Below are 19,510 nucleotides of genomic sequence, written 5' to 3' on the forward strand. Positions count from 1 at the left end.
CCCGTACCTCCTTTTCCGGTGGTCTAGTAGGGGTTGGCGACGAACAGCTCCTGCGCGGGGAAGAGGGTGAGGACACGTGCGCCGTCGGCGGTGACCACGACCTCCTCCTCGATGCGCGCGGCGGAGTAGCCGTCCGATGCCGGGCAGTAGGTCTCCAGCGCGAAGACCATGCCTTCCTCGATCTCCGCCGGATGCTCCAGGGAGTTCAGGCGGCTGATGATGGGCCGCTCGTGCAGGCCCAGACCCAGCCCGTGGCCGAACTGGAGGCCGAAGCAGTCCATTTCGGTGGCGAATCCGAAGTCGGCTGCCTTGGGCCAGGCCTTGGCGATGACGTCGGTGGTCTGCCCGGGGCGTACGAGCTCGATGGCGGCGTCGATCCACTCGCGTGCCCTGGTGTAGGCGTCGCGCTGCGCCGGGGTGGAGGAGCCGACGTTCAGGGTGCGGTAGTAGCAGGTCCGGTAGCCCTGGTAGGACTGGATGATGTCGAAGAAGCAGGTGTCACCGGGCCGGATGAGCCGGTCGGTGAAATTGTGCGGATGGGGGTTGCACCGCTCGCCCGACACCGCGTTGATGGCCTCGACGTCGTCCGAGCCCTGCTCGTAGAGGTACTTGTTGGCCAGCGCGACGATGTCGTTCTCGCGCACGCCGGGCTTGAGGGCCTCGGAGATCTGCTGGTAGGCGCCGTCGACCATGGCCGCGGCCTGCGACAGCAGCATGATCTCGTCGGGGTTCTTCACGGCGCGGGCGTCCAGCATGACCTGCTGCGCGTCGACGACGGTGAGCCCGGCGTGCTGCATCTCGAAGAGGAACGGCGGCTCGACGATGTCGATGCCGATGGGCGCGTCGGCGACAGTGTGGTCGGCGAGGATGCCGCGCAGTTCGGCGACCGCGCGCCGCATCAGACCCACCTCGGGTGCCACGGCGCCCCGCAGGCCCAGCATTCCGGCGCGGCAGTTCTCCGGCCGCAGCCAGGGCGCGTACAGCTGGTGGTGGCGGGCGGCGGAGCCGAAGTCCCAGACCATCGGCTCGTGGTCACGGGTCAGCAGCGCGTAGCGGGTCATCTTGTCCCGCGACCACTCGCCGATCATCGTGCCGGTGACATAGCGGATGTTGTTGACGTCGAAGAGCAGGACCGCGCCCAGCTCCGACGCCTCCAGGGCGGCTCGGGCGCGGGAGAGCCGGTAGGCGCGCAGACGGTCGAAGTCGACGCGGGTCTCGAAGTCGACGGCGGTGTGCCCGGGGGCCGCCGTCAGCGGGGTGGTGGTCACCATCTTCTCCTGGTCTGTGTGACGGTGGTTCACGAGGCAGGGCTCAGGCCGTCGGAGACATCCGCGTTCTCGGATGCGAGGGTCAGTCCGGCGCAGCCGGCGGCCTCCGAGAGCAGCACGGCGAAGTCGGTGTCGTCGTGGCCCCGGCCGACGGACTGCTGAACGATGTGGTGGGTCAGCGCCGCCACCGGCATGGGGACCTCCAGCTCCCGGGCGGCGGCGAGGCCGAGGTCGAAGTCCTTGCGCAGCAGTTCGGGCGTGAAGGTCGGCGTGAAGTCGAGGTTCACGAAGGCGGGGGTCTTGTAGCGGGTGAAGACCGAGCCGAGGACCGAGCCGTTGAGGAAGTCCAGGAACGCGGCCCGGCTCACGCCTCCCTTCTCGGCCAGCACGGTGATCTCGGCCATGGACTGGGTGACGACGCCGAGGAAGATGTTGTGGGCGAGCTTCACCAGCCGGGCCACATCGTCCGGTCCGGCGTAGGTGACCGAGGGGGCGATCGTGGTGAGCAGCGACTCGGTCTCGTCGAAGGCCTCGCGGGGGCCGGAGGCGACCATCGAAAGCCGGCCGGCCTTCGCCACCTTGGCGTTGCCCGACACGGGGGCGACCAGCAGTGCGGTGCCGACCTGTTCGGCCTCCGCGCGCACCTGCGCCGAGACGTCCTTCGAGACGGTGGAGCAGTCGACGAGGATCGGGGGCTTGGCGGACTGCCGCAGGATGCCGTGCTCGCCGAGGGTGACCTCGGCGAAGTCCTTGCTCGCGCTGACCATGGTGAACACGATGTCGCGGTCGGCCAGTTCCCCGGCGGTGTCCACGATGGTGGCGCCCAGCTCACGCAGCGGCTCGCACTTGCTGCGGGTGCGGTTGTAGACGGTGACGTCGTGGCCCGCGCGCAGGAGGCGGGCGACCATCGCGTAGCCCATGCGGCCGGTGCCGGCCCAGCCGATGGTGGGACGGGGCGTGTGATCGGTCATGAGTCAGTCCTGTGAGGTGGGGTCGCCGTGCGACGACGGGGCGGAGGAGGAGGCGAGAGATGCGGAGGGCCGGGCGCCGGCGCCGAGGTACAGCCGGCCGACCTCCGGATCGGAGAGCAGGTCGGTGCCGGTGCCCGTCAGGGCGACCCGGCCGCCCTCGAGGACGACGCCGGTGTGCGAGACGGCCAGGCCGGAGCGGGCGTTCTGCTCGACCAGGAGGATGGAACGTCCGGAGGCCGCGAGGTCGGCGACGCTGCGGAAGACGGCGGTGCGGGACTTGGGGTCGAGCCCGATGGAGGGCTCGTCCAGGAGGATGAGGACCGGGTCCAGCATCAGGGTCCGCGCAATCTCGACGGTCTTCTGCTCGCCACCGGACAGGGAGCCGGCGTGGGCGCCCGCCCGGTCTGCGACCAGTGGGAAGGAGGCGGCGATGTGCTCCCAGCGCTCGGCGACCAGGCGCCGGTCGCGCAGGACGTAGCCGCCCATCTCTACGTTCTCGCGTACGGTCATCGCCGGGAAGAGGCTGCGGTCCTGCGGCACGTGGACGATGCCCCGCAGGAGCCGTTCCCGGGCACTGAGCCGCGAGATGTCCTCGCCCTGGAAGGTGACGGTGCCAAAGGCCGGCTTCAGCAGGCCCGAAATCGTCTTCAGGGTCGTGGACTTGCCCGAGCCGTTGGGCCCGATGAGGCAGGTGACCTGCCCGGCGGCGACCGTCAGGTCAACGCCCCGCAGGATCAGGCCCGCGCCGTATCCGGCGGTGACGCCGTCCAGGGTGAGCAGCGCCGTCGCGGGTTCGGAGGTGGTGTGGGTCATCATTCCCCCAGATAGGCGTCGAGCACCCGGGGATCGGCCTGGATGTCGGCGGGTCCGCCGGCCGCGATGGGCCGGCCGCGGTCGAGGACGACGACCGGGTCGCACAGCCGCATCACCAGCGGCATGTCGTGCTCGACGATCAGGAAGGTCACTCCCTGCTCGTTCCTGGTGCGTACGTGGCGCTCCATGGTCTCGATCATCACCGGGTTGACCCCCGCGGTGGGTTCGTCGAGCAGCACCATCCGTGGATCCGCCATCAGCACCGCGGCGAACTCGCACAGCTTGCGCTGGCCGTAGGAGAGTTCGGACGCCTTCAGGTCGGCCTTGGCGGACAGCCCGAAGTCGTCCAGCAACTCGTCGGCGCGTGCCCGGTCGGCCCGGGCGGCGCGCGGGCAGAGCAGTGCGGTCCAGCGGTGTCCCGCAGCGGCGATCAGGTTCTCCCGTACGCTGAGCGAGCCGAAGATCCGGGCCTGCTGGAACGTGCGGGTGAGTCCGCGGCGGTAGAGCAGCGCCGGGTCCGGCCGCCGGTAGGTGGTGCCCGCGAACCGGAGCGAGCCGGAGTCGGCGGCCAGATAGCCGGTGATCATGTTGAACGCGGTGGTCTTCCCCGACCCGTTGGGACCGATGAGCGCCGTGACCGAGCCTTCCTCGACGTCGAACGAGCAGTCGTCCACCGCCCGCACCCCGCCGAAGGACTTCGTCAGACCGCGCACTTCGAGCAGCGCCGTCATCGTCCGCTCACCCGCTTCCCGAGCCGGTCCGCGAGCGAAGGCAGGATGCCGCGGGGAAGCACGAGCATGACGACGAGGAACAGGGCCGCGTATCCCACCAGGTGCAGCGAGTTGGCCCCGAGCTGGTAGGCGAGGTATTGCTGCACGGGTACGACGAGGAACGCTCCGAGCACCGGCCCCCACAACGTCCCCCGCCCGCCCAGGTACACCATGAGCACCATGCCGATGGTCACCAGCGGGTCCACCGCGAACGGCGGGTAGACGAAGGACACGTAGTACGCCCACACCGCGCCGACGGCGCCGGTGAGGCCGACCGACAGCGCGAACGCCGCGAGCTTGGCCACCGCCGTGGGGGCCCCGATGCCACGGGCTTTGTCCTCGTCATCGCGGACGGTCGCCAGGATCAGCCCCAACCGGGACCGCATGATGAGGGCGGTCATCGCGACGGCGACGGCAAGCAGGGTCACCAGCACGTAGTAGAAGGGGAAGGCGAAGTAGGCGACGCCGAAGGGGGCCGGACCGATCCCGATGCCCTGCGCACCGCCGGTGAGGGCGCGGGCGTTGAACGCGAGAGTCTGGACGACGAAGACCAGTGTGATCGTGACGATCGCGAAGGTCGCCGTCCGGGTACGCATGGCGATCCAGGCGACCGGCAGCCCCACCAGCGCCGTGCCGACGGCCACGGCCGGCAGCGCGACGAAGGGCTCCCAGCCGGAGACCGGCGGATGGTGATGGAACCAGATCGCCTCGCCGTAGGCGCCGATGCCGAAGAACGCCGCGTGGCCGAGCGAGGGATAGCCGGCGAGGCCGCCCACCAGGTTCCAGGCGCTGGCCATCGTGGCGTACATGAGCGTGAAGATCAGCAGGTTGACGATCCAGGGCTGGCCCACGGTCCAGGGCGCGGCCAGCAGCGCCGCGAAGACGACGACCGGCACGGCAATGCGCCACAGCCTCGGATGGCGTACGAATCCGGAGCGAGGGGCAGCGGACACGGGTGTCGCGGAGAGAGTGGAGGTCACAGCGCCCCCCGAAGCCGTGCCCCGAACAGCCCCTGCGGCCGCAGCAGCAGGACGAGGAGCAGCGCCGCGAAGAAGGTGAATCCGGCCCATGACGGTGACCAGGTCGCGGCCACCACCGCCTCGGCCACACCCATCAGCACACCGGCCACGACGGCGCCGCCGAGGCTGCCGAGTCCGCCGAGCACGACGATGGCCAGCAGCCGCGCGATGAGGTCGTAGTGGCTGCCCGAGTTGAAGGGATAGACGAGGCCGAACACCGCGCCGGCGGCTCCAGCGGTTGCCGTGCCCAGGCCGAAGCCGAGTGCGGAGACGCGTTCGGGGTTGACACCGAGCAGCCGGGCCGCGGTCGGGTTCTGCACCGTGGCCCGCACCGAAGCGCCGAAGCGCGTGTGGTGCAGCAGCAGCCACAGCCCGCCCAGGACAGCGAGGGACAGTCCGCAGGCCGCCAGCCTGGTCACCGGGAGCCGGTAGTCGCCCAGGTGCCAGGCGGCGTCGCGATATGTGGTGTTGATGGAGCGGAAGGTCGTCTTGTAGACCGACGCGAGTACGCCTTCGACGGCCAGGGCGACGGCGAACATCACGAGCAGGCTGAGCTCGCCGTCTCCGCTCTTGAGCGGCCGGAGGAACACCCACTGCACAGCGACCCCGAGCACGAACATCACCGGGGTGACGATCAGGATGCCGAGGAACGGGTCGATCCCGGCCCAGGTGAACAGGGTGTACGACAGGTAGGCGCTGAGAACCACCAGCGCACCCTGCGCCAGGTTGATCACCCTCATGATGCCGAAGACGAGGGTCTGGCCGCTGGCCATCAGGGCGTAGACACCGCCGGTGAGTACGCCCAGGAGGACGGCCTGGAGGAGTGTGTGCACGACCGCTCACTTCCCCCAGGCCGGCTTCGTGGTCAGTGGCCTGGCGACTGCCGTGTCGACCGGGTAGACCGGCGTCAGCCGGTTCTTCTGCCACTGGACGAGGGTGTAGTGACCCTTGGGCTCGCCGTTGGCGTCCCAGGACAGGTCACCCACCGGGATCTGCCAAGTGCCGGAGTGCAGCGTGGAGATGATGGTCTCGTTATCGAGCTTCCCGGTCTTCTTCGCGACCTGCTCGATCAGCGTGCCGACCGAGTACGCCTCGGCACTGGTGGTGTCGATGTCCGTCTCGGCGCCTCCGTACTTGGCCAGGTACGCCTTGACGAACTCGGGAGCGCCGGGCTGCTTGGAGCCGGCGAACCAGTCGCCGGTGGTGAAGATGCCCTCGGTGTTGTCCTTGCCGACCTTGTCGGGGAACTCCACCGGATTGTTGGCGCCGTTGGAGACGAACAGCCAGCGGGGGTTGAAGCCCAGCTGGATCATCGCCTTGACCTGGGCGTAGGCGTCCTCGGACTGCGTTCCGGAGACGAGCAGATCGGGCTTGGCGGAGGCAACCTTGGTGATCACCGGGGTGAGGTCGGTGAGGTTGTCGGGGTAGGTCTGGGCGTACACGGTCTTGATGCCGGCCGCTTCCAGCCGCCGCCGGACGTTGTCGGCGAGCGGGGCGGCGAACGGATCGTCAAGTGAGGCGTATGCGGCGGTCTTAGGGCGCTTGGTCGGCGGCAGAGAGAGCAGGTAGTCGACGAAGATGTCGCCCTGCTTGACGATGGCGGCGGGCTGGACGAAGAACAGGTTGTCCAGGTGCTGGGCGAACACCTTCGGCCCGCCGCCGGCCGGCTCGAGGAAGGCGTAGCCGTAGCGCTTGGCCACCTGCGAGGCCGGGATGGTCAGCAGACTGGAGTACGGGCCGACGACCAGATCGACCTTGTCCTTGGTGATGAGGTTGGTGTAGTTCGTCGTGACCTGGTTCGGGTTGGACGTGTCGTCGACGATCTTGAGGGAGACCTTGCGGCCGAGCACGCCGCCGCGGGCGTTGACATCGGACACCCACAGGTCGTACCCGCGCTTGGCAGCCTTGCCGGGATCGGCGAAGTCCCCCGTCAGGGAGAGCGAGATGCCGATCGTCAGCGTGTCCTTGCCGGGGTCCTTGCCTGCCCCCTGGGCAGGCCCGCCGGTCGCGGGCCCGCAGGCGGTGAGCGCCGCCGCGGTCGTGGCCGCGACGGCCGCCAGGAACCCACGGCGGCACCATCGGTGCCCTCCGACTCTCAATGACAATCGATTGTCTTCCACGGCGAGCCGTCCCTACGCTCGAAGAGGGGGAATTTCATGGCCGTTCAGGGCGCCGCAACAGTGCGCCACACCGTGTCGCGCGCTTGGCTGCGCAATCGGTTGTCGTGAAATTAGGCTCGCGGCCGCGGGGTGTCAAGATCTACGGCAAGCCCTGATGCAATCCATTGTCATCGCGCCTGCCCCGGCATACGGTGTGACTTGTGACGAGGTTGAGCGACGTGGCGCAAGCGGCCGGCGTCCACCCCGGCACGGCGTCGAGAGCCCTGAATCCCGACACCCGCCACCGGGTGTCGGCGGAGACGGTCAGGCGCGTTCTCGCCGAGGCCGAAAGGCTGGGCTACCAACCGAACTCCGTCGCGCGTGCCCTGCGCACCCGGCGCTCCCGGATGGTCGCGATCCTCATCCCCGACCTGACCAACCCCCTCTTCCCGCCCATCGTCAGGGGCGTGGAGGAGGCGCTCGCCGTCGAGGGCTACTCGGCGCTGCTGGTCAGCACGGACAACGACGAAGACAAGGAAGCGCGGCTCTTCGCGGAGTTGCGCGGCCGTCAGTGTGACGGCTTCGTGGTCGCCACCGCGCGCCGCAAACACCCCCTGCTCGAGCGCGCGGCGGCGGACGGGGTCCCGATGGTGCTCGTCAACCGGGTCCTGGACAGTCGGCACACGCCGTCGGTCACGGCGGACGAGGCGGCGGGCGTCGACGCCGTCGTCCGGCACCTCATCGGTCTCGGGCACCGGCGCATCGCACACCTCGCGGGCCCGCAGGAGCTGTCGACCGGCCTGATTCGGCGCCGCGCCTTCCTCGACTCCTGCGAGCAGGCCGGGCTGGACCCTCGGCACACCACCGTCGTCGACGCCACGGCATTCAGCGAGGCCGCGGGTACCACGGCCATGGACAGACTCCTCTCCACGTACCGAGGCACCGAACGTCCCACAGCCGTGTTCGCCGCGAACGACCTTCTCGCTCTCGGAGCGCTGGACGCGCTGGCGGCGTTCGGGCTGCGCTGCCCCGAGGACATGTCCGTGGCGGGTTTCAACGACATGCCGTTCCTGACGCGGATGACCCCGCCGCTGACGACTGTGCACGTGCCCCAGCAGGAAATCGGCGCCGAGGCGGCACGCATGCTGCTGAAGTGCATCGACCAGCCGGGACCGCCCCGGTCACTGCTGCTCGGCTGTGCGCTGGTCGTACGCGCCTCCACTGGGCCGGTGCCGCGGGACTGACGATCCGCTCGCGCTTGCCTGGGCCAGGGCTCTGCGCCGACGGGCGGTTCGCGCTTGCCGGAAGGGTGGTGGCGTCCCGTACGCCTGCTGCCGTGTGCTCGACGGCCCCCTCGGAGCACCGATGACGTCGCTCGATTTCCGGGGCGGACGACGTAGCACGCGTCAGGCTGCGGATGCCGGCAGACCGTGACACTCGAAGTGGCCGACTGGAACGCTCAGCCGCAACCGGCGTGGCCCGCAGCGACAGTTGGCCAGTCGCACTGCTACTGGCCAGTCCGCCGCGGCATCAATGCTGCCCGACGGCCCGGTCGGGCACCCATGATTCATGGGCTGCCGGTGGGGTCAGTCGCCGTCCGCTTCGAGGCTCTCGTAGCTCTGGAACCAGTGGACGTCGAAGTAACGGGCGGTCGAGAAGGGGTGGTGCTGGTCGGTGAGCAAGCGGTGGATGAACTCCGCGGTCGAACCGTCGAATCGCTGCCATGAGTCGGGGATTTCCTCCGACATGACGATGGGCCACTTGTCCGGGTCCGGGCCCTCGGTGAGCCAGTAGAACCGATCCGCCTGCTCGGATCCAGCCCACTCGAGCAGCCCGCCGGGCGCCGGGAACAGGTCGTACGGCTCCCACAGGCTGTTGCCGTGCGCCCGGGCCCACTCGGCCAGCCACTCGGTGTGCCGGACGATGTCGGCGCTCGTGAATGGGGCATCTGGGACGGAGAGCTGGAGGAATCCGTCGAAGGCGCCATGCCCGAAGAGCTCGGCCAGCCGCTTGTAAGCGCTGGGCAGCGCGGTCCCCAGCCGGGCCTCGACCGCTGTCCAGTCGACCGTACGGGCCCGGTCCGAATCCCACCCTGTGACCGCGACGACCCGATCCACCCACGAGGCGTCCTCCGGCAGCCCGTCCGCCGCGGGATCGGGCCGCTCGGCGACGACCACGACAGGCCGTATGCCCTCGCTGGTACGCGTCGCACCGCATCCGATCCACCGGCCGGCGTACGCCCACGCCCCCATCTCAACCAGCCGCTCCCCGAAGGGGACGAGAAGCGGCAGCCCGGTCCGCTCGGTCACCGCCGGATCGACGTGCCCGCCCACGGCAAGACCGTGCGGCTGCCCGTACCGGCCGCTGAGTTTCTCGGTCAGCGACGAGAGGCCGACCTCGTCGGAAGTCGCCAGGCACACGTGCCCTGCCGAGTGCCCCGCCTCCGGGCACTCCAAGGCTCCCGTGCCAGGCCAGAGCAAGCCGTGGACAGCTGCGAGCACTTCCTCTTCAGTCATGGCAGACAGTGAAACGTACGCCACTGACAACAGGGTCCAGCCGATGGCGGTCCCGAGGGGGAGCCCGCGCCGGCGATTGGTGAGCATGCCTGGCAACGTGACTGATTCCTCATGCCGTTCGTCAAGGCGCGAGCGCGTCGGTCGATGTGCTCCGGTAGCACCGTCTGTCTCGGAGAAGGGGCCACAGGACGTTGACGCGGCAGCGAGCATGGGCCAGGACTGCCTGGTCAGGGACGCGGCTGGCCTGACAAACCCAGGGGCGCCTGGATGTTCCGGACCACCACCAACGACGAGAACTCCGACTTCCCCACCGCGGATGGAGACTCCAACTCCGGCCCGGTCGGCACCTGAACCCACCTCGTCGCCGCCTACCGCGCACCGGTCACCGGTCACCGACGACCCCAGCAACGGCAGCACGGCCCTCTACCAGAACGGCACCCTGATGGGGGCCTCCACCGACCTCGGCCCTCAGTACGACTCCTGCATACCCCTCACCATCGGCGGCTGCGTCAACAGCCCCTCCGCCACGACCCCGTACATGGCGTTCCCCGGCTCCGTCGCCGATGTCCACGTCTACCCGTGGACCTTGTCGGTCGGAACGCGTCATGTCCGTCTGGCGGAGGGGAGCCAGCGCCCAGCCGCAACGGTCGGACTCCGCAGGGTCCACCGGCGGGGAGACACGCCGCCACCACGCAATGCACCGCCATTCCGTCGACGGCCACTCCCGGTTTCGGCACCTCTGCGACCAACCGCGCGCCTCACCCTGGAGTGCACCGGCAGAGTCACGGGGGGGGCCAGCCGGGCCAATCGTCTGCATCGCGAAATGCCCGCTGATCACCGGGCCAGCCTGTCGCCTGGGGAGCGCTGTCCGGCATCGCCCTCGGCCGGAGGTCGCTCATCGCCCCCTCCCCACCCAAGATCCGGACCAGTCACGGGCCAAGGCACTGCGCAGGTTCCCTGACGTGCCCCATCAGTGAAGGTCAGAAGGCATCACGCTCGTGCACCACCAGCAGACGAAGAATCTCCTGGCGAGATCAGCCCCTCGCCGGGATCAGGTTCTGACTGCGGTTGCAGTAGCCAGGGACTTCGCGTCCCTGCAGCGCCAGTCCCGCGGAAAATGGGATGCCTGGGGGACTGTCCACCCGAAACTCCTGTCTGGACGACGGCATCGGTGAGCTCGTCACACTCCTGGACCTGCTGGCGCCCCACGTCGAAGACTCCGGAACGGCGGATTCATGCGCGAGGAGCACGACTGCAAGCCGTCGATCTTCACGTTCCGCGACGGAGCCTACGACCTGGAGACGGACTGACTTCGGCCCTCGATCAGGCATGGCGCCACGAACGTCACGCGGCGGCTGTGTGATCCAGCCGGCCTGGGTGTGCGCTGTGATTGGCCCGCAGGTGTGATCTTCGGCGCTGGTTCAGGCACCGGAGGCTCGGGCCGAGCGGAGTTGAGTGCGCAGGGCAGGCAGCCGGGCGCAGTCCGCGGATTCGGCCAGGCCTTCACTCAGGGCCAGGAGCGAAAGGAGCTGTACCGGGCGACCAACTGTGGCCGCGGCCTCCAGTTTATGGTGACCGTCGAGAAGGAAGTGGGTCAGGCCCCAGTGCTGGTAGTGGTCGGTCTGCACGCCAGTGGCGGGTTCGCACACGTCCAGCGTTGAGACCGCCACGGCCGTCGGGACCGTTCCTCGGCCCATGAGTTCGACGTACTCCTCGACGCGCTCGCTCGCGTTCCACGTCGGGGGAACCATGGGCACGACGAACTCATAGAGGTGAGCGGACGCGTCGACTGTCGTCTCGAAAGTCCGGTAGTACGGCGTGTACGGGTATTCCGGGAGGCCCCAGAACTGGTCGAGCCCCCACGTGGCCACCTGCTCGCCGCTGAAGTAGCCGCCTTCCTGGCCGGGGACGACCAGGCGGGACTCCACGCGGAGCAGCACCGGAAGGTACTCGCCCTCTGGCAGCAACGCGCCGAACGCTTCGATCACGCCGCCGTCGCCCGGATCGGCCAGCGTGCCGGTGAGCCGCTCCTGCACGCTGTCCAGTGACAACGTCTGCCGTGCGGTCTCCAACCGGCGGAACAGGAACGGGCATGTTCCGCACCAGAAGCTGAGTTCGAAGGCGGGTTCCCCGTCGACCAGGAGCAACCTGCGCCCTGGCCCGCCCCCGGTCTCCCGCCGCTCCGCCTCGAAGCGCAACCGCGCCTCAGGGGCCGAGGCACCGAGCCTGCGCGGCTCGCCCAATTTGATCATCACGGACCGACCGTATGGGACGCTGCGGATCGGCACCACCGACTATTGAGCGCGTATCTGGCCGATCGGGCCAACCACGTCGCTCAGTCACAGGCCCCCTTGTGACTCGGCACGCCAACTGTCGCGTTTGGCTGTGTCACCTTCTCCGGGAGGCACATATAGCCGTCTTCGGGCGTCACACATCGCTCTTGGATGCGATCGATATCGGTGAGAACTGAAGTCGCTCACGCGTGCGAGCGCTCGTGCCGGTATGGAGGAGTAAGACCGTAGAGTAGACGCCTCAACAAGGTGGTAGGAGCAAGGCTGTGGAGATCACTGTCCAGTGGATCCGGACGACCTGGACGAAGGAATCTCGGGGAGGGGACGCTGCGGCTCGAAGGAACGCGGCCCCGGTCGGCTTCACTCTCCCGCATGAGGCGGCCCCCCTCGCGCATGTGATCCGGATGCACGAGCGCGACGGCTTCGAGCCGTATGACAGCCGGGAAATCCTGAGCAAGGTCGATGTCCAGCTCCGTGAAACAGGTGATCGACTGCGGGTAATTCCGCGAGTGCAGCCCATGTTTGCCTTGCCGCCTCGGAAGCGGCGGCCACCGGCTGTCCGGCTCGTCCCTGGCCAATGGGTCCGCTGGCAGCTCAACTACCGTTTCAGCAGTGCACTGGGGATTCGGGGCTGGACGTACTGGCTGGACACGTTCAACATCGCATACGGCCCAGTGAATGACGATGTGTTCTTGTCTGCACCCACCGTGTTCATCGATGAGCGCGGATCACTCCGGTAGTCCGAGTGGACGTGGTCATCCGATGGATCGTTCGGCCTGGGCTTTGGTTTGGGCGAGGCGGTAGGAGTCGGTGCCGGTCTCGATGATGTTGCCGCCGAAGGAGATGCGGTCGACGATGGCCCCGCAGGGCCTGGGATCGGTGAACGTCTTCGTCCACCTGCCGAACGACTCGTTCGAAGCGATCGCCACAGAATTCATTTCCTCACGCTCCGTCAGAACCTGGAAGGGGAGTTCGGCCCCTCGGCGGTCGAGTTCCATGTAGCCGAGTTCATCAATGCATAAAAGATCGACGCGCCCATAGCGGGCGATGGTCTTGGCCGGCTGCTTCTCGTCGGCGGCCTCGACCAGCTCGTTGACCAGCTTGGTCGCCAGGACATACTTCATCCGATATCCCTTCATCGCGGCCTCAGTCCCCAGCGCAATCAGCAGATGGGACTTGCCCGTGCCCTACTCACCTACACAGCCACGCGTTTGCAGGACGACTGTCATGTGCCCGCGGCGCGCCGCGACTGCTGAGACTGAGCACCGGTGTTGGTCCTTTCGGCCTCTCCTCGCCCCCGCTGAGTGCCGCGGTTCCCCACGAAGACGGATGAGCCGCAACCGTGATCTGCGGGTCGCCGTGTGTCTAATTCCCTCGACAGAGCGCGAACCGGACTGGCAGGCTGCGCGCATGACCTACGGAATCGAGTTCCACCTTGCCCGGTGAGCGCCCAGGAAGAGCGCGACGCGCTCACCCTCCCGCCCGCACTGTACGACCGCGCTCTGCATTTGCTGCGTGAGTCCCCCGACGGGGTCCCGCCTCGGCGCGGTTTCTCCCTTTCTCAGCGGCCCGAACCGAGTGAGGTTCCGCTGTCCCGCGAAGAGGCGCAGAGCGCCATCCGGGAAGCGCTGAACCCTCTGCCGGACGACTCAGCCACCCTGCACCGCCGCTTCGCCCCGCTCGGCATGGGCCGCCGCCACATGCACCTGATTCGGTCTGCCGTCGCCAACCTGCCGCTGCCAGACGATCAGCGGGAAGCGGCCCGATCCCTGGGTCGGCACCTCACCCGGACCGGGACCACGGGGCCCGCCGTCACCGCCGGCCTTGCCCTGCTCATCCGCCTCGGCGAGCCAGAGGACACCCCGTATCTCTCTGTTCTCGGCTTGTTCCGGGAGTTCACCCTCCTGGCTGTCGACGCCCTCGACACCCTGGATCGCCAGCGCGCAGCCGCCGTCTGGCTCGCCGTATACGCGCGCCGCGATGAGCTGCGGCCACTCGTCCGCGTCCTGTGGACGGGGGACCGGCAGGCCATCTGTACGGAGCTGGTCGCGTTCCCCGCTGAACCCCGATTCCTCAGCACCACGATCGCCCGCCGGATCGCAGAGGCTGCCCGTCTACCCGACCTGCTCGATCAGCACCCCTCCGACACGGCCCTGCTCGCCCGGGCGGGCAGGCTCCTGGCCCGGACGGGGTGCTCGCACGACGATCCGACCGACCTCCTCGCCTACCGCGACGCGCTCATCTTGTACGAGAGGGTCGCGACACGGGCCGGCCTCCTGCCGCCCGCGCTCGACAACCACGCCACCCTGCTCTCGCTCGCCCTGGACATGAGCAGCGGTCCCGGTGTGCTGCTGGACTGGCCTCCTGGACGGCGTGTGACGCTGTTGGAATCACTTGGACGGCTGCTGGCAGAGCCCCAATGGGCCTCGCTGCCGGACACCGACGCAGGCGAGACTGACCAGCGGCTGCGGGCCGGGTGGATCCGGCGCACCGGTCGGCAACCTTTCGGGCGTCCGGCGACGCCCGGCGGGCTGCGTGTCGAGGTGGTGGCGGGCGATCCCGTGGACCGGGAACCCGTCGAGACCCGCATCCTCCTCGACGGGCGTCCCGTGGTCCCGGCGTTCTTCGCCCGCGGTCCCGCTAACAGCCCCGAATTCCTGCTGGACGACGGCCAACTCCGGGCCGGCTCAGAGCCCAGCGAGGTACAGCTCGCGGAGGCATGCTGCACCGAGGGGTGCTGCGGGGCGCTCTACGTCACCATCCGACGCGATGGAGACCAGGTGGTATGGGAGAACTGGCGGCGGCCGTCCACCATGCCGGGGTCCCGGGAGCCCGCCTCCGAACTGGCCGCCTACCGGTTCGACGCCGTGGCTTACGACACGGAGATCGCCCGTGCCGAGACCGACCGCTCCTGGTCCTGGCCGGCCCGCACCACGGCCCGTCTGATCAAAGCCGGACTGGTTGAACGGCCAGATCTACTGAGCCAGTGGGACGCGAAACGAGGCTGGATCAGCAGCGGCTTCGACGACCCCGACACCACCGTGGTGACCTTCGGGTACGCGCCGGGACTCGGCTCCGGGAAGCCGGACGGCATTCCCCTCCAGTTCCGTTGGGTCGTGCCGGACGACGGCACCCCACCTGAGACACAGGCAGCCGCCGCCCTGCACCGGCTGGCCAAGGAGGACCCGAAAACCTACGGCCAGGTGTGCGGCGGCAACCGCGAGCGCGCCGAGGAACTCGGATTCTCCTGGCCCGATAGTGCCTGAGCCCCCGGCCACAACCTCCCGCAGATCCCAACGACACACACCGCTAAAACGTGGCACCGCGGGCGACCTTGGCCAGTCACCGGCCAAGGTCGCCCGCGGCTTCGGGCGGCAATCCACCACTTGAAACGCACAGTCAGAGGCGCGTCTCAAGCCGGGGTGCTCCCGCGAGAGGGGACGGAGGCTCGTCGCGTGGCGCGGAACTGATAACTGAGTTTCGCGCTGACGATGTTGGAGCGATCGATTGCTGCCTTGAGTGTCTCGACCGCGGTCTCTTCTTCAGGTGATTGCCTGCAAACACGCGCTACGCGACAACATCCCTGCCAATCTGGCGACAGTTAGCGTGCCGATCCCGCCTCAAACCCGCAGGTCGCCGTGTACGTGTGACGACACCTAACGTGCCGAGTCACACTACTTGTGACTGAGCGCGCTGCCTGGCGGGAGCCACGGAGCGCGCTCAGGCTCCTGACTCGCTAATCGCAGGTGTGGAACGTGCAGAGGCATAGATCGACGACCCCTGGTAGCCGCAGGGTCTGCTCCTTGAGCCTGTCCTGGCTCTGCCCTTCTGCGAAGCAGTCGGGCATCCCCACTGTGAGTACGGTACGACTGTGCTGTACGCCTACGGCAACTCGGTGGTCCTGCCGCTCCGGCGAGGACTCCCCCGATGGATCACCCAGAGGCTGACCAGAACCAAAGCCGCTCCGCCAATTGGCCAGCCCACGGACCCGCCGTCGCGGTAGTCCCTGATGCCGCCCGCAAGAAGGAGGGCGGACGGGATCAGCCCTGCCCAGTCGAGAGCTCTACTCAATCTCGTGGCAGTCGAAGACTCGTTCACAGCATGATCCTGACAGGCGCTTGCGCCCTCCACCAGATACGAGCGGACTGTAGACGCATCCTCATTGTGGAGGTGCACCGTGCCGGTGATCCAGTTTGGCAGATCCCGTATGTGGATGGGACCTGACCTGGGACGTACCTGACCATCCGTCGGGCAGCCCGCTTCATGAAAAACGCGAGGTCAAGGCTCGGTCGGTAACCGAACCAGTGACACGCCGCTTTTCTGACCTGCAACGCAACCGCCGATCATTCTCCTGAGCTGCGGGGCAGCGGCCGGCAGTTGTCGTTGTAGGGCAACCTCTGTTCACCTCGCACGGCCCAAGGACGGCCCGGGTCTGGGAGAGAGCCCTGGGCGCATGCCTTGCGCACCTGTTGGCCGTGCGCAAAGCGACGGGGCAGTCGTCCGTCCCGGAGGGTTGGTTCAAGTTCATTTTGTCAGGGCGAGGACGTCGGTTGCCCAGTCCATGTGGGCTACGGACGGGACGGAGTGGAACCGCTCTCGCCTCGCCCAGCTTGACCCTTCGCGGCCAAGCAGCAAGTCCCGTTGGGGGGACAGAGCTTGTTCGACCACCAGAATTCCCGGGATGTCGCAAGGTCGTCGGTGGCAACCGCTCGGCCACGCTCCGCACGAGTTCAAGTGCGTTAGCCGCACGCAGTCAGGTGAACGCCTCAAGGCGACGTCGAGTCCTGATCCACAGCCTGAAACAGGGGCGTACCAGCCGAGCTGGAAGCGGATGAGGTGCTGCCCAGCAGTTGTGAACCCCGGCGGTGGATCCCCCGGCCTCTACAGCGTCGGCGGCGGGCCCGTCCCGGTCGCAACCGTCCAGGACCGCCCCGAACACCCAGTGTGCTGCCATGCGCGACGACACGCCTGACGAAACGTGCCGTGTCCATGGGGGCGGCGCTTGGGAGGCTGAGTGTCCGGGCCACAGAGCTTGGGCGTGTGCGGCCGTTCCATCGGGGCCGGCTGCCGCGCCGATCAGGCTGTCGGTCGGCCGAGTAGAGAGCGAGGCCGCGAGTCCAGAATCGCTTCGGCCTCGTCGCTGATCGCGCGGACCACGTCAGCGGCCGGGTGCACGCCATCGACGAAGGACGCCGACTGGCCGTAGATAATCTCGCTCGTATCGGGGTCGGGCGGGGCCTCGAAGGGGTTGGCACCTTCCGCAGGCCTGAAATCCTCCGCGCGGTCCCGCAGCGTTGATTCGCGCTCCGACCACTCGTCGGTGAACCGGTTGCGGCGGACGCGTTCGCCGATGCCGGTCGGCCAAGGCAGTCCTGACACGATGTCGTAGGCCCGTGTCCACACGGTGTCGCCGCCGTCGCTCTCGACGATCATGCGCTTGTGGACGTCGTGCACCTCGACCGCTTCCGGTGTGGCAAGGAATGCCGTGCCCAGCCAGGCACCGTCCGCACCGGCGGTGAGGACGGCCGCGAGCGTTCGTCCGTCCCCAATGCCGCCTGCGGCCAGCACCGGGACATCGGGGTACCTCCGCACGATCCCGGTCAGGAACGGCAACAGGCCCATCATCCCGGTGTGACCGCCGGCCTCGTTGCCCTGCGCCACGAGGACATCAGCCCCTGCGGCAACCGCCGCCTCGGCGTCCTTGTAGTTCTGGACCTGGCACATCACCCGGGCTCCCGCGTCCTTGGCCCGGGCAAGCCACGGCTGGGGATCGGCGAACGACAATGCGACGACCTCTGGCCGCTCCTCCAGCGTGGCGTCGAACAGCGGCTCGGTGAAAGGAAGGAACGGCGTGATGAACCCGACCGCGAACGGCCGGTCCGTCGTGGCACGGATGGTCGCGATCTCAGCACGGATCCAGTCGGGCCCCTTCCAGGGATGCGTACCCCCGAAACAGCCGAGCCCTCCGGCGGCGGAGACCGTGGCAGCGAGCGTCCCGCCGCTGTGCAGGGCCATGGGGGCCGACATCACCGGATGTACAAGCCCGAACATCTCGGTGAATCTCGTCTGCAACATGAACAAACACTAGCGGATTGACGAAACGGCGAGCGCGGCATGTCATGAGGACCGTTGGATGCCTGTCGAATGCGACCCATCGGACACGCCCGAGGGCACACCGAGCCCACGACGCTGCTGCGGGCTGACCCGACCGGTTCAACCGAGGGCTCCTCTCAACCGTTCACAGACCCGCTCTACCTCCGCTGCCTCGGGGAAACAACCCGCCTCGCCCATAGCCACCTGCAGCGCGGGACCGAATGCGTCGAACCTGGCCATGTCCTCTTTTCCAGCCGGCTGCACGACGAAATGGATGTGGCCGGGAACCCCGGCAGCATGCGACCACAGACACACATACACCTGCTCCGGGGCCATCACCTCGGTGACGGCGGCGCTCACCCTCTGCACCAGAGGCCCCAGCTCGCTCGACTCCTGCGCCGTCAGCTCGGCCACGTGCACCACATGCCGAACCGGCTTGACCACAACGGTGCCCAGACCAAGCGGCCCGACACAGTGCTCGACAACCCATGACTCGGTTCGCAGCACGTTTCCACCCGGCAGCGGAGCCTTGCCAACCATGAGGTCGCACGCCAGACACCCGCCATTCACACCGGAATCCTCAATCACCGACGCTCCCCCCCCCCAATCCCAGACAGCCCCATGACTCCCGTTCAGCATTTGAGCACAGGGGGAGGCCCCCCGGTCAGGGCCGGATTGGTGAGCATCATGGTCAGGTCCGGGTCGATCCGGTGGCCGACTGCCAGCACCTCTGGCGTTCGAGGTGGGACAGGAGCCAGTGAGTAGTTCCAGTCGCCGTGGAAGGCGTCGGTTGTGATCGCCAGGGCGTGGAATTCGGCGGGTGTGACACTGACGCCCAGGTCGTAGCTTCCTGTGTCGAGCTCGGCCCCGATGGCCAGCCCGGTCTTGGTGGTTGTGGCGGCGATGGTCTCGATGACGACCTGGTAGCTGGTCAGCGGTCGCCCCCGCCAGTTCGCGGTGATGTGGCAGAACATTCGATGCTCTATTTTGTTCCATTTCGACGTCCCGGGAGGTAGGTGGCAGACCGTGATCTCCAGGCCGCTCTCCCGTGCGAATGCGGCCAGGTTGTTCTTCCATGTCCAGCGGCGGGGGTCGTTGGAGCCGCCGGCGTCGGCGGTGATCAGGAGCCGGGTGGCATTCGGGTGGTCTGCTCGCCCGCGGTTCTGCCACCAGCGGCGGATGGATTCCACCGCGAACTCGGCGGTGTCGTGGTCGGTTCCGACGTTGACCCATCCGGTGTTGTTGGCGACGTCATAGATCCCGTAAGGGATGGCCATCGGCTGGTCGTTGGTGGTGAACGTGTGGCAGTCCACCTTGATGGCATCTTTGCCCGGACGCCAGGTGCGACCGGGCCGGTCACCGTTCCCGAGCCATTCCTTGGCCTTGGTGTCGACGCTGATCACCAGCTGGATGTCGTTGAGGAAGGCGGTGGCGGTGGCGTTCAAGTGGGCGAACTGGGCATCGCGGTCCGGATGCCTGACGCCCTCGGTCGTCTTCGCGGTTCCCTGCAGGCTGTAGCCCATGGCGTGCAGCAGGTGCCCGACAGTTGAAGCGCTAACCGGGTGGCCCTGTGCAGTAAGGGTCGAGGCAAGGGCTCGAAGTGACAAAGTGGTCCAGCGCAACGGAGAGACGGGATCACCTCGGGTGTGCGGCTCGATCAGTACCTCCAG

General features: G+C 68.0%; 14 protein-coding genes and 2 pseudogenes. 3 read left to right on the forward strand and 13 right to left on the reverse strand.

Going from position 1 to position 19,510, the window contains the following annotated elements:
* Window positions 1-23: 23 nt before the first annotated feature.
* The 7 genes from ACWCP8_RS35595 to ACWCP8_RS35625 are packed head-to-tail and all read right to left on the reverse strand — an operon-like array spanning window position 24 to window position 6,961.
* Window positions 24-1,271 (reverse strand): M24 family metallopeptidase, encoded by a 1,248-nt coding sequence (locus ACWCP8_RS35595; RefSeq protein WP_451120458.1) that lies wholly within the window; start codon window positions 1,269-1,271, stop codon window positions 24-26.
* Between the two features lie 26 nt (window positions 1,272-1,297).
* On the reverse strand, window positions 1,298-2,239 hold the full coding sequence (locus ACWCP8_RS35600) for an NAD(P)-dependent oxidoreductase (protein ID WP_451120460.1): 942 nt from the start codon (window positions 2,237-2,239) through the stop codon (window positions 1,298-1,300).
* Between the two features lie 3 nt (window positions 2,240-2,242).
* Window positions 2,243-3,052 (reverse strand): ABC transporter ATP-binding protein, encoded by an 810-nt coding sequence (locus tag ACWCP8_RS35605; protein WP_451120462.1) that lies wholly within the window; start codon window positions 3,050-3,052, stop codon window positions 2,243-2,245.
* Complete coding sequence (locus ACWCP8_RS35610) at window positions 3,052-3,783, reverse strand: ABC transporter ATP-binding protein (RefSeq protein ID WP_451120464.1); 732 nt, start codon at window positions 3,781-3,783, stop codon at window positions 3,052-3,054. Before ACWCP8_RS35610 ends, ACWCP8_RS35605 begins: the two co-directional genes overlap by 1 nt.
* Window positions 3,780-4,775 (reverse strand): branched-chain amino acid ABC transporter permease, encoded by a 996-nt coding sequence (locus ACWCP8_RS35615; RefSeq protein ID WP_352270931.1) that lies wholly within the window; start codon window positions 4,773-4,775, stop codon window positions 3,780-3,782. The genes ACWCP8_RS35610 and ACWCP8_RS35615 overlap by 4 nt, the downstream gene beginning before the upstream one ends.
* A gap of 23 nt (window positions 4,776-4,798) precedes the next feature.
* Complete coding sequence (locus ACWCP8_RS35620; RefSeq protein ID WP_352270929.1) at window positions 4,799-5,674, reverse strand: branched-chain amino acid ABC transporter permease; 876 nt, start codon at window positions 5,672-5,674, stop codon at window positions 4,799-4,801.
* A 6-nt stretch (window positions 5,675-5,680) separates the two neighbouring features.
* On the reverse strand, window positions 5,681-6,961 hold the full coding sequence (locus tag ACWCP8_RS35625; protein ID WP_356004736.1) for an amino acid ABC transporter substrate-binding protein: 1,281 nt from the start codon (window positions 6,959-6,961) through the stop codon (window positions 5,681-5,683).
* Window positions 6,962-7,161: 200 nt separating this feature from the next.
* Between ACWCP8_RS35625 and ACWCP8_RS35630 the strand changes: the two genes are divergently transcribed.
* Window positions 7,162-8,184 (forward strand): LacI family DNA-binding transcriptional regulator, encoded by a 1,023-nt coding sequence (locus ACWCP8_RS35630; RefSeq protein WP_451120467.1) that lies wholly within the window; start codon window positions 7,162-7,164, stop codon window positions 8,182-8,184.
* Between the two features lie 342 nt (window positions 8,185-8,526).
* Here the strand turns inward: ACWCP8_RS35630 and ACWCP8_RS35635 are convergent, their stop codons facing one another.
* A complete protein-coding gene (locus ACWCP8_RS35635; protein ID WP_352270924.1) occupies window positions 8,527-9,456 on the reverse strand; it encodes a hypothetical protein in 930 nt (309 codons plus the stop codon).
* A gap of 1,421 nt (window positions 9,457-10,877) precedes the next feature.
* On the reverse strand, window positions 10,878-11,708 hold the full coding sequence (locus ACWCP8_RS35640) for a hypothetical protein (protein ID WP_451120479.1): 831 nt from the start codon (window positions 11,706-11,708) through the stop codon (window positions 10,878-10,880).
* Between the two features lie 305 nt (window positions 11,709-12,013).
* On the opposite strand from ACWCP8_RS35640, the gene ACWCP8_RS35645 reads away from it, so the two are divergent.
* Complete coding sequence (locus ACWCP8_RS35645; RefSeq protein ID WP_451120469.1) at window positions 12,014-12,487, forward strand: hypothetical protein; 474 nt, start codon at window positions 12,014-12,016, stop codon at window positions 12,485-12,487.
* Between the two features lie 15 nt (window positions 12,488-12,502).
* On the opposite strand, the pseudogene ACWCP8_RS35650 reads toward ACWCP8_RS35645, so the two are convergent.
* Window positions 12,503-12,934, reverse strand: a pseudogene (locus ACWCP8_RS35650) (ATP-binding protein); the annotation flags it as partial.
* A 255-nt stretch (window positions 12,935-13,189) separates the two neighbouring features.
* On the opposite strand from ACWCP8_RS35650, the gene ACWCP8_RS35655 reads away from it, so the two are divergent.
* Entirely contained in the window at window positions 13,190-15,013 is a 1,824-nt protein-coding gene (locus ACWCP8_RS35655; RefSeq protein WP_451120471.1) for a hypothetical protein, read from the forward strand.
* A 1,810-nt stretch (window positions 15,014-16,823) separates the two neighbouring features.
* Here the strand turns inward: ACWCP8_RS35655 and ACWCP8_RS35660 are convergent.
* From ACWCP8_RS35660 to ACWCP8_RS35670, 3 genes and pseudogenes are all read right to left on the reverse strand, one after another.
* The gene (locus ACWCP8_RS35660) at window positions 16,824-17,822 is read right to left on the reverse strand and encodes an NAD(P)H-dependent flavin oxidoreductase (RefSeq protein WP_352270918.1); all 999 of its coding nucleotides are present in this window, start codon (window positions 17,820-17,822) and stop codon (window positions 16,824-16,826) included.
* A gap of 138 nt (window positions 17,823-17,960) precedes the next feature.
* The gene (locus ACWCP8_RS35665) at window positions 17,961-18,428 is read right to left on the reverse strand and encodes a hypothetical protein (protein ID WP_352270916.1); all 468 of its coding nucleotides are present in this window, start codon (window positions 18,426-18,428) and stop codon (window positions 17,961-17,963) included.
* A gap of 71 nt (window positions 18,429-18,499) precedes the next feature.
* Window positions 18,500-19,510: pseudogene (locus ACWCP8_RS35670) on the reverse strand (ISAzo13 family transposase); the annotation flags it as partial.

It is taken from the genome of Streptomyces sp. NPDC002206 (assembly GCF_053593595.1).

What these genes read in the sequence shown, in the direction of transcription:
- ACWCP8_RS35640 (WP_451120479.1), bottom strand. Translation starts at nt 11,708, where the DNA reads ATGATCAAATTGGGCGAGCCGCGCAGGCTCGGTGCCTCGGCCCCTGAG.
- ACWCP8_RS35635 (WP_352270924.1), bottom strand. Translation starts at nt 9,456, where the DNA reads ATGACTGAAGAGGAAGTGCTCGCAGCTGTCCACGGCTTGCTCTGGCCT.
- ACWCP8_RS35600 (WP_451120460.1), bottom strand. Translation starts at nt 2,239, where the DNA reads ATGACCGATCACACGCCCCGTCCCACCATCGGCTGGGCCGGCACCGGC.
- ACWCP8_RS35605 (WP_451120462.1), bottom strand. Translation starts at nt 3,052, where the DNA reads ATGACCCACACCACCTCCGAACCCGCGACGGCGCTGCTCACCCTGGAC.
- ACWCP8_RS35610 (WP_451120464.1), bottom strand. Translation starts at nt 3,783, where the DNA reads ATGACGGCGCTGCTCGAAGTGCGCGGTCTGACGAAGTCCTTCGGCGGG.
- ACWCP8_RS35595 (WP_451120458.1), bottom strand. Translation starts at nt 1,271, where the DNA reads ATGGTGACCACCACCCCGCTGACGGCGGCCCCCGGGCACACCGCCGTC.
- ACWCP8_RS35660 (WP_352270918.1), bottom strand. Translation starts at nt 17,822, where the DNA reads ATGTTGCAGACGAGATTCACCGAGATGTTCGGGCTTGTACATCCGGTG.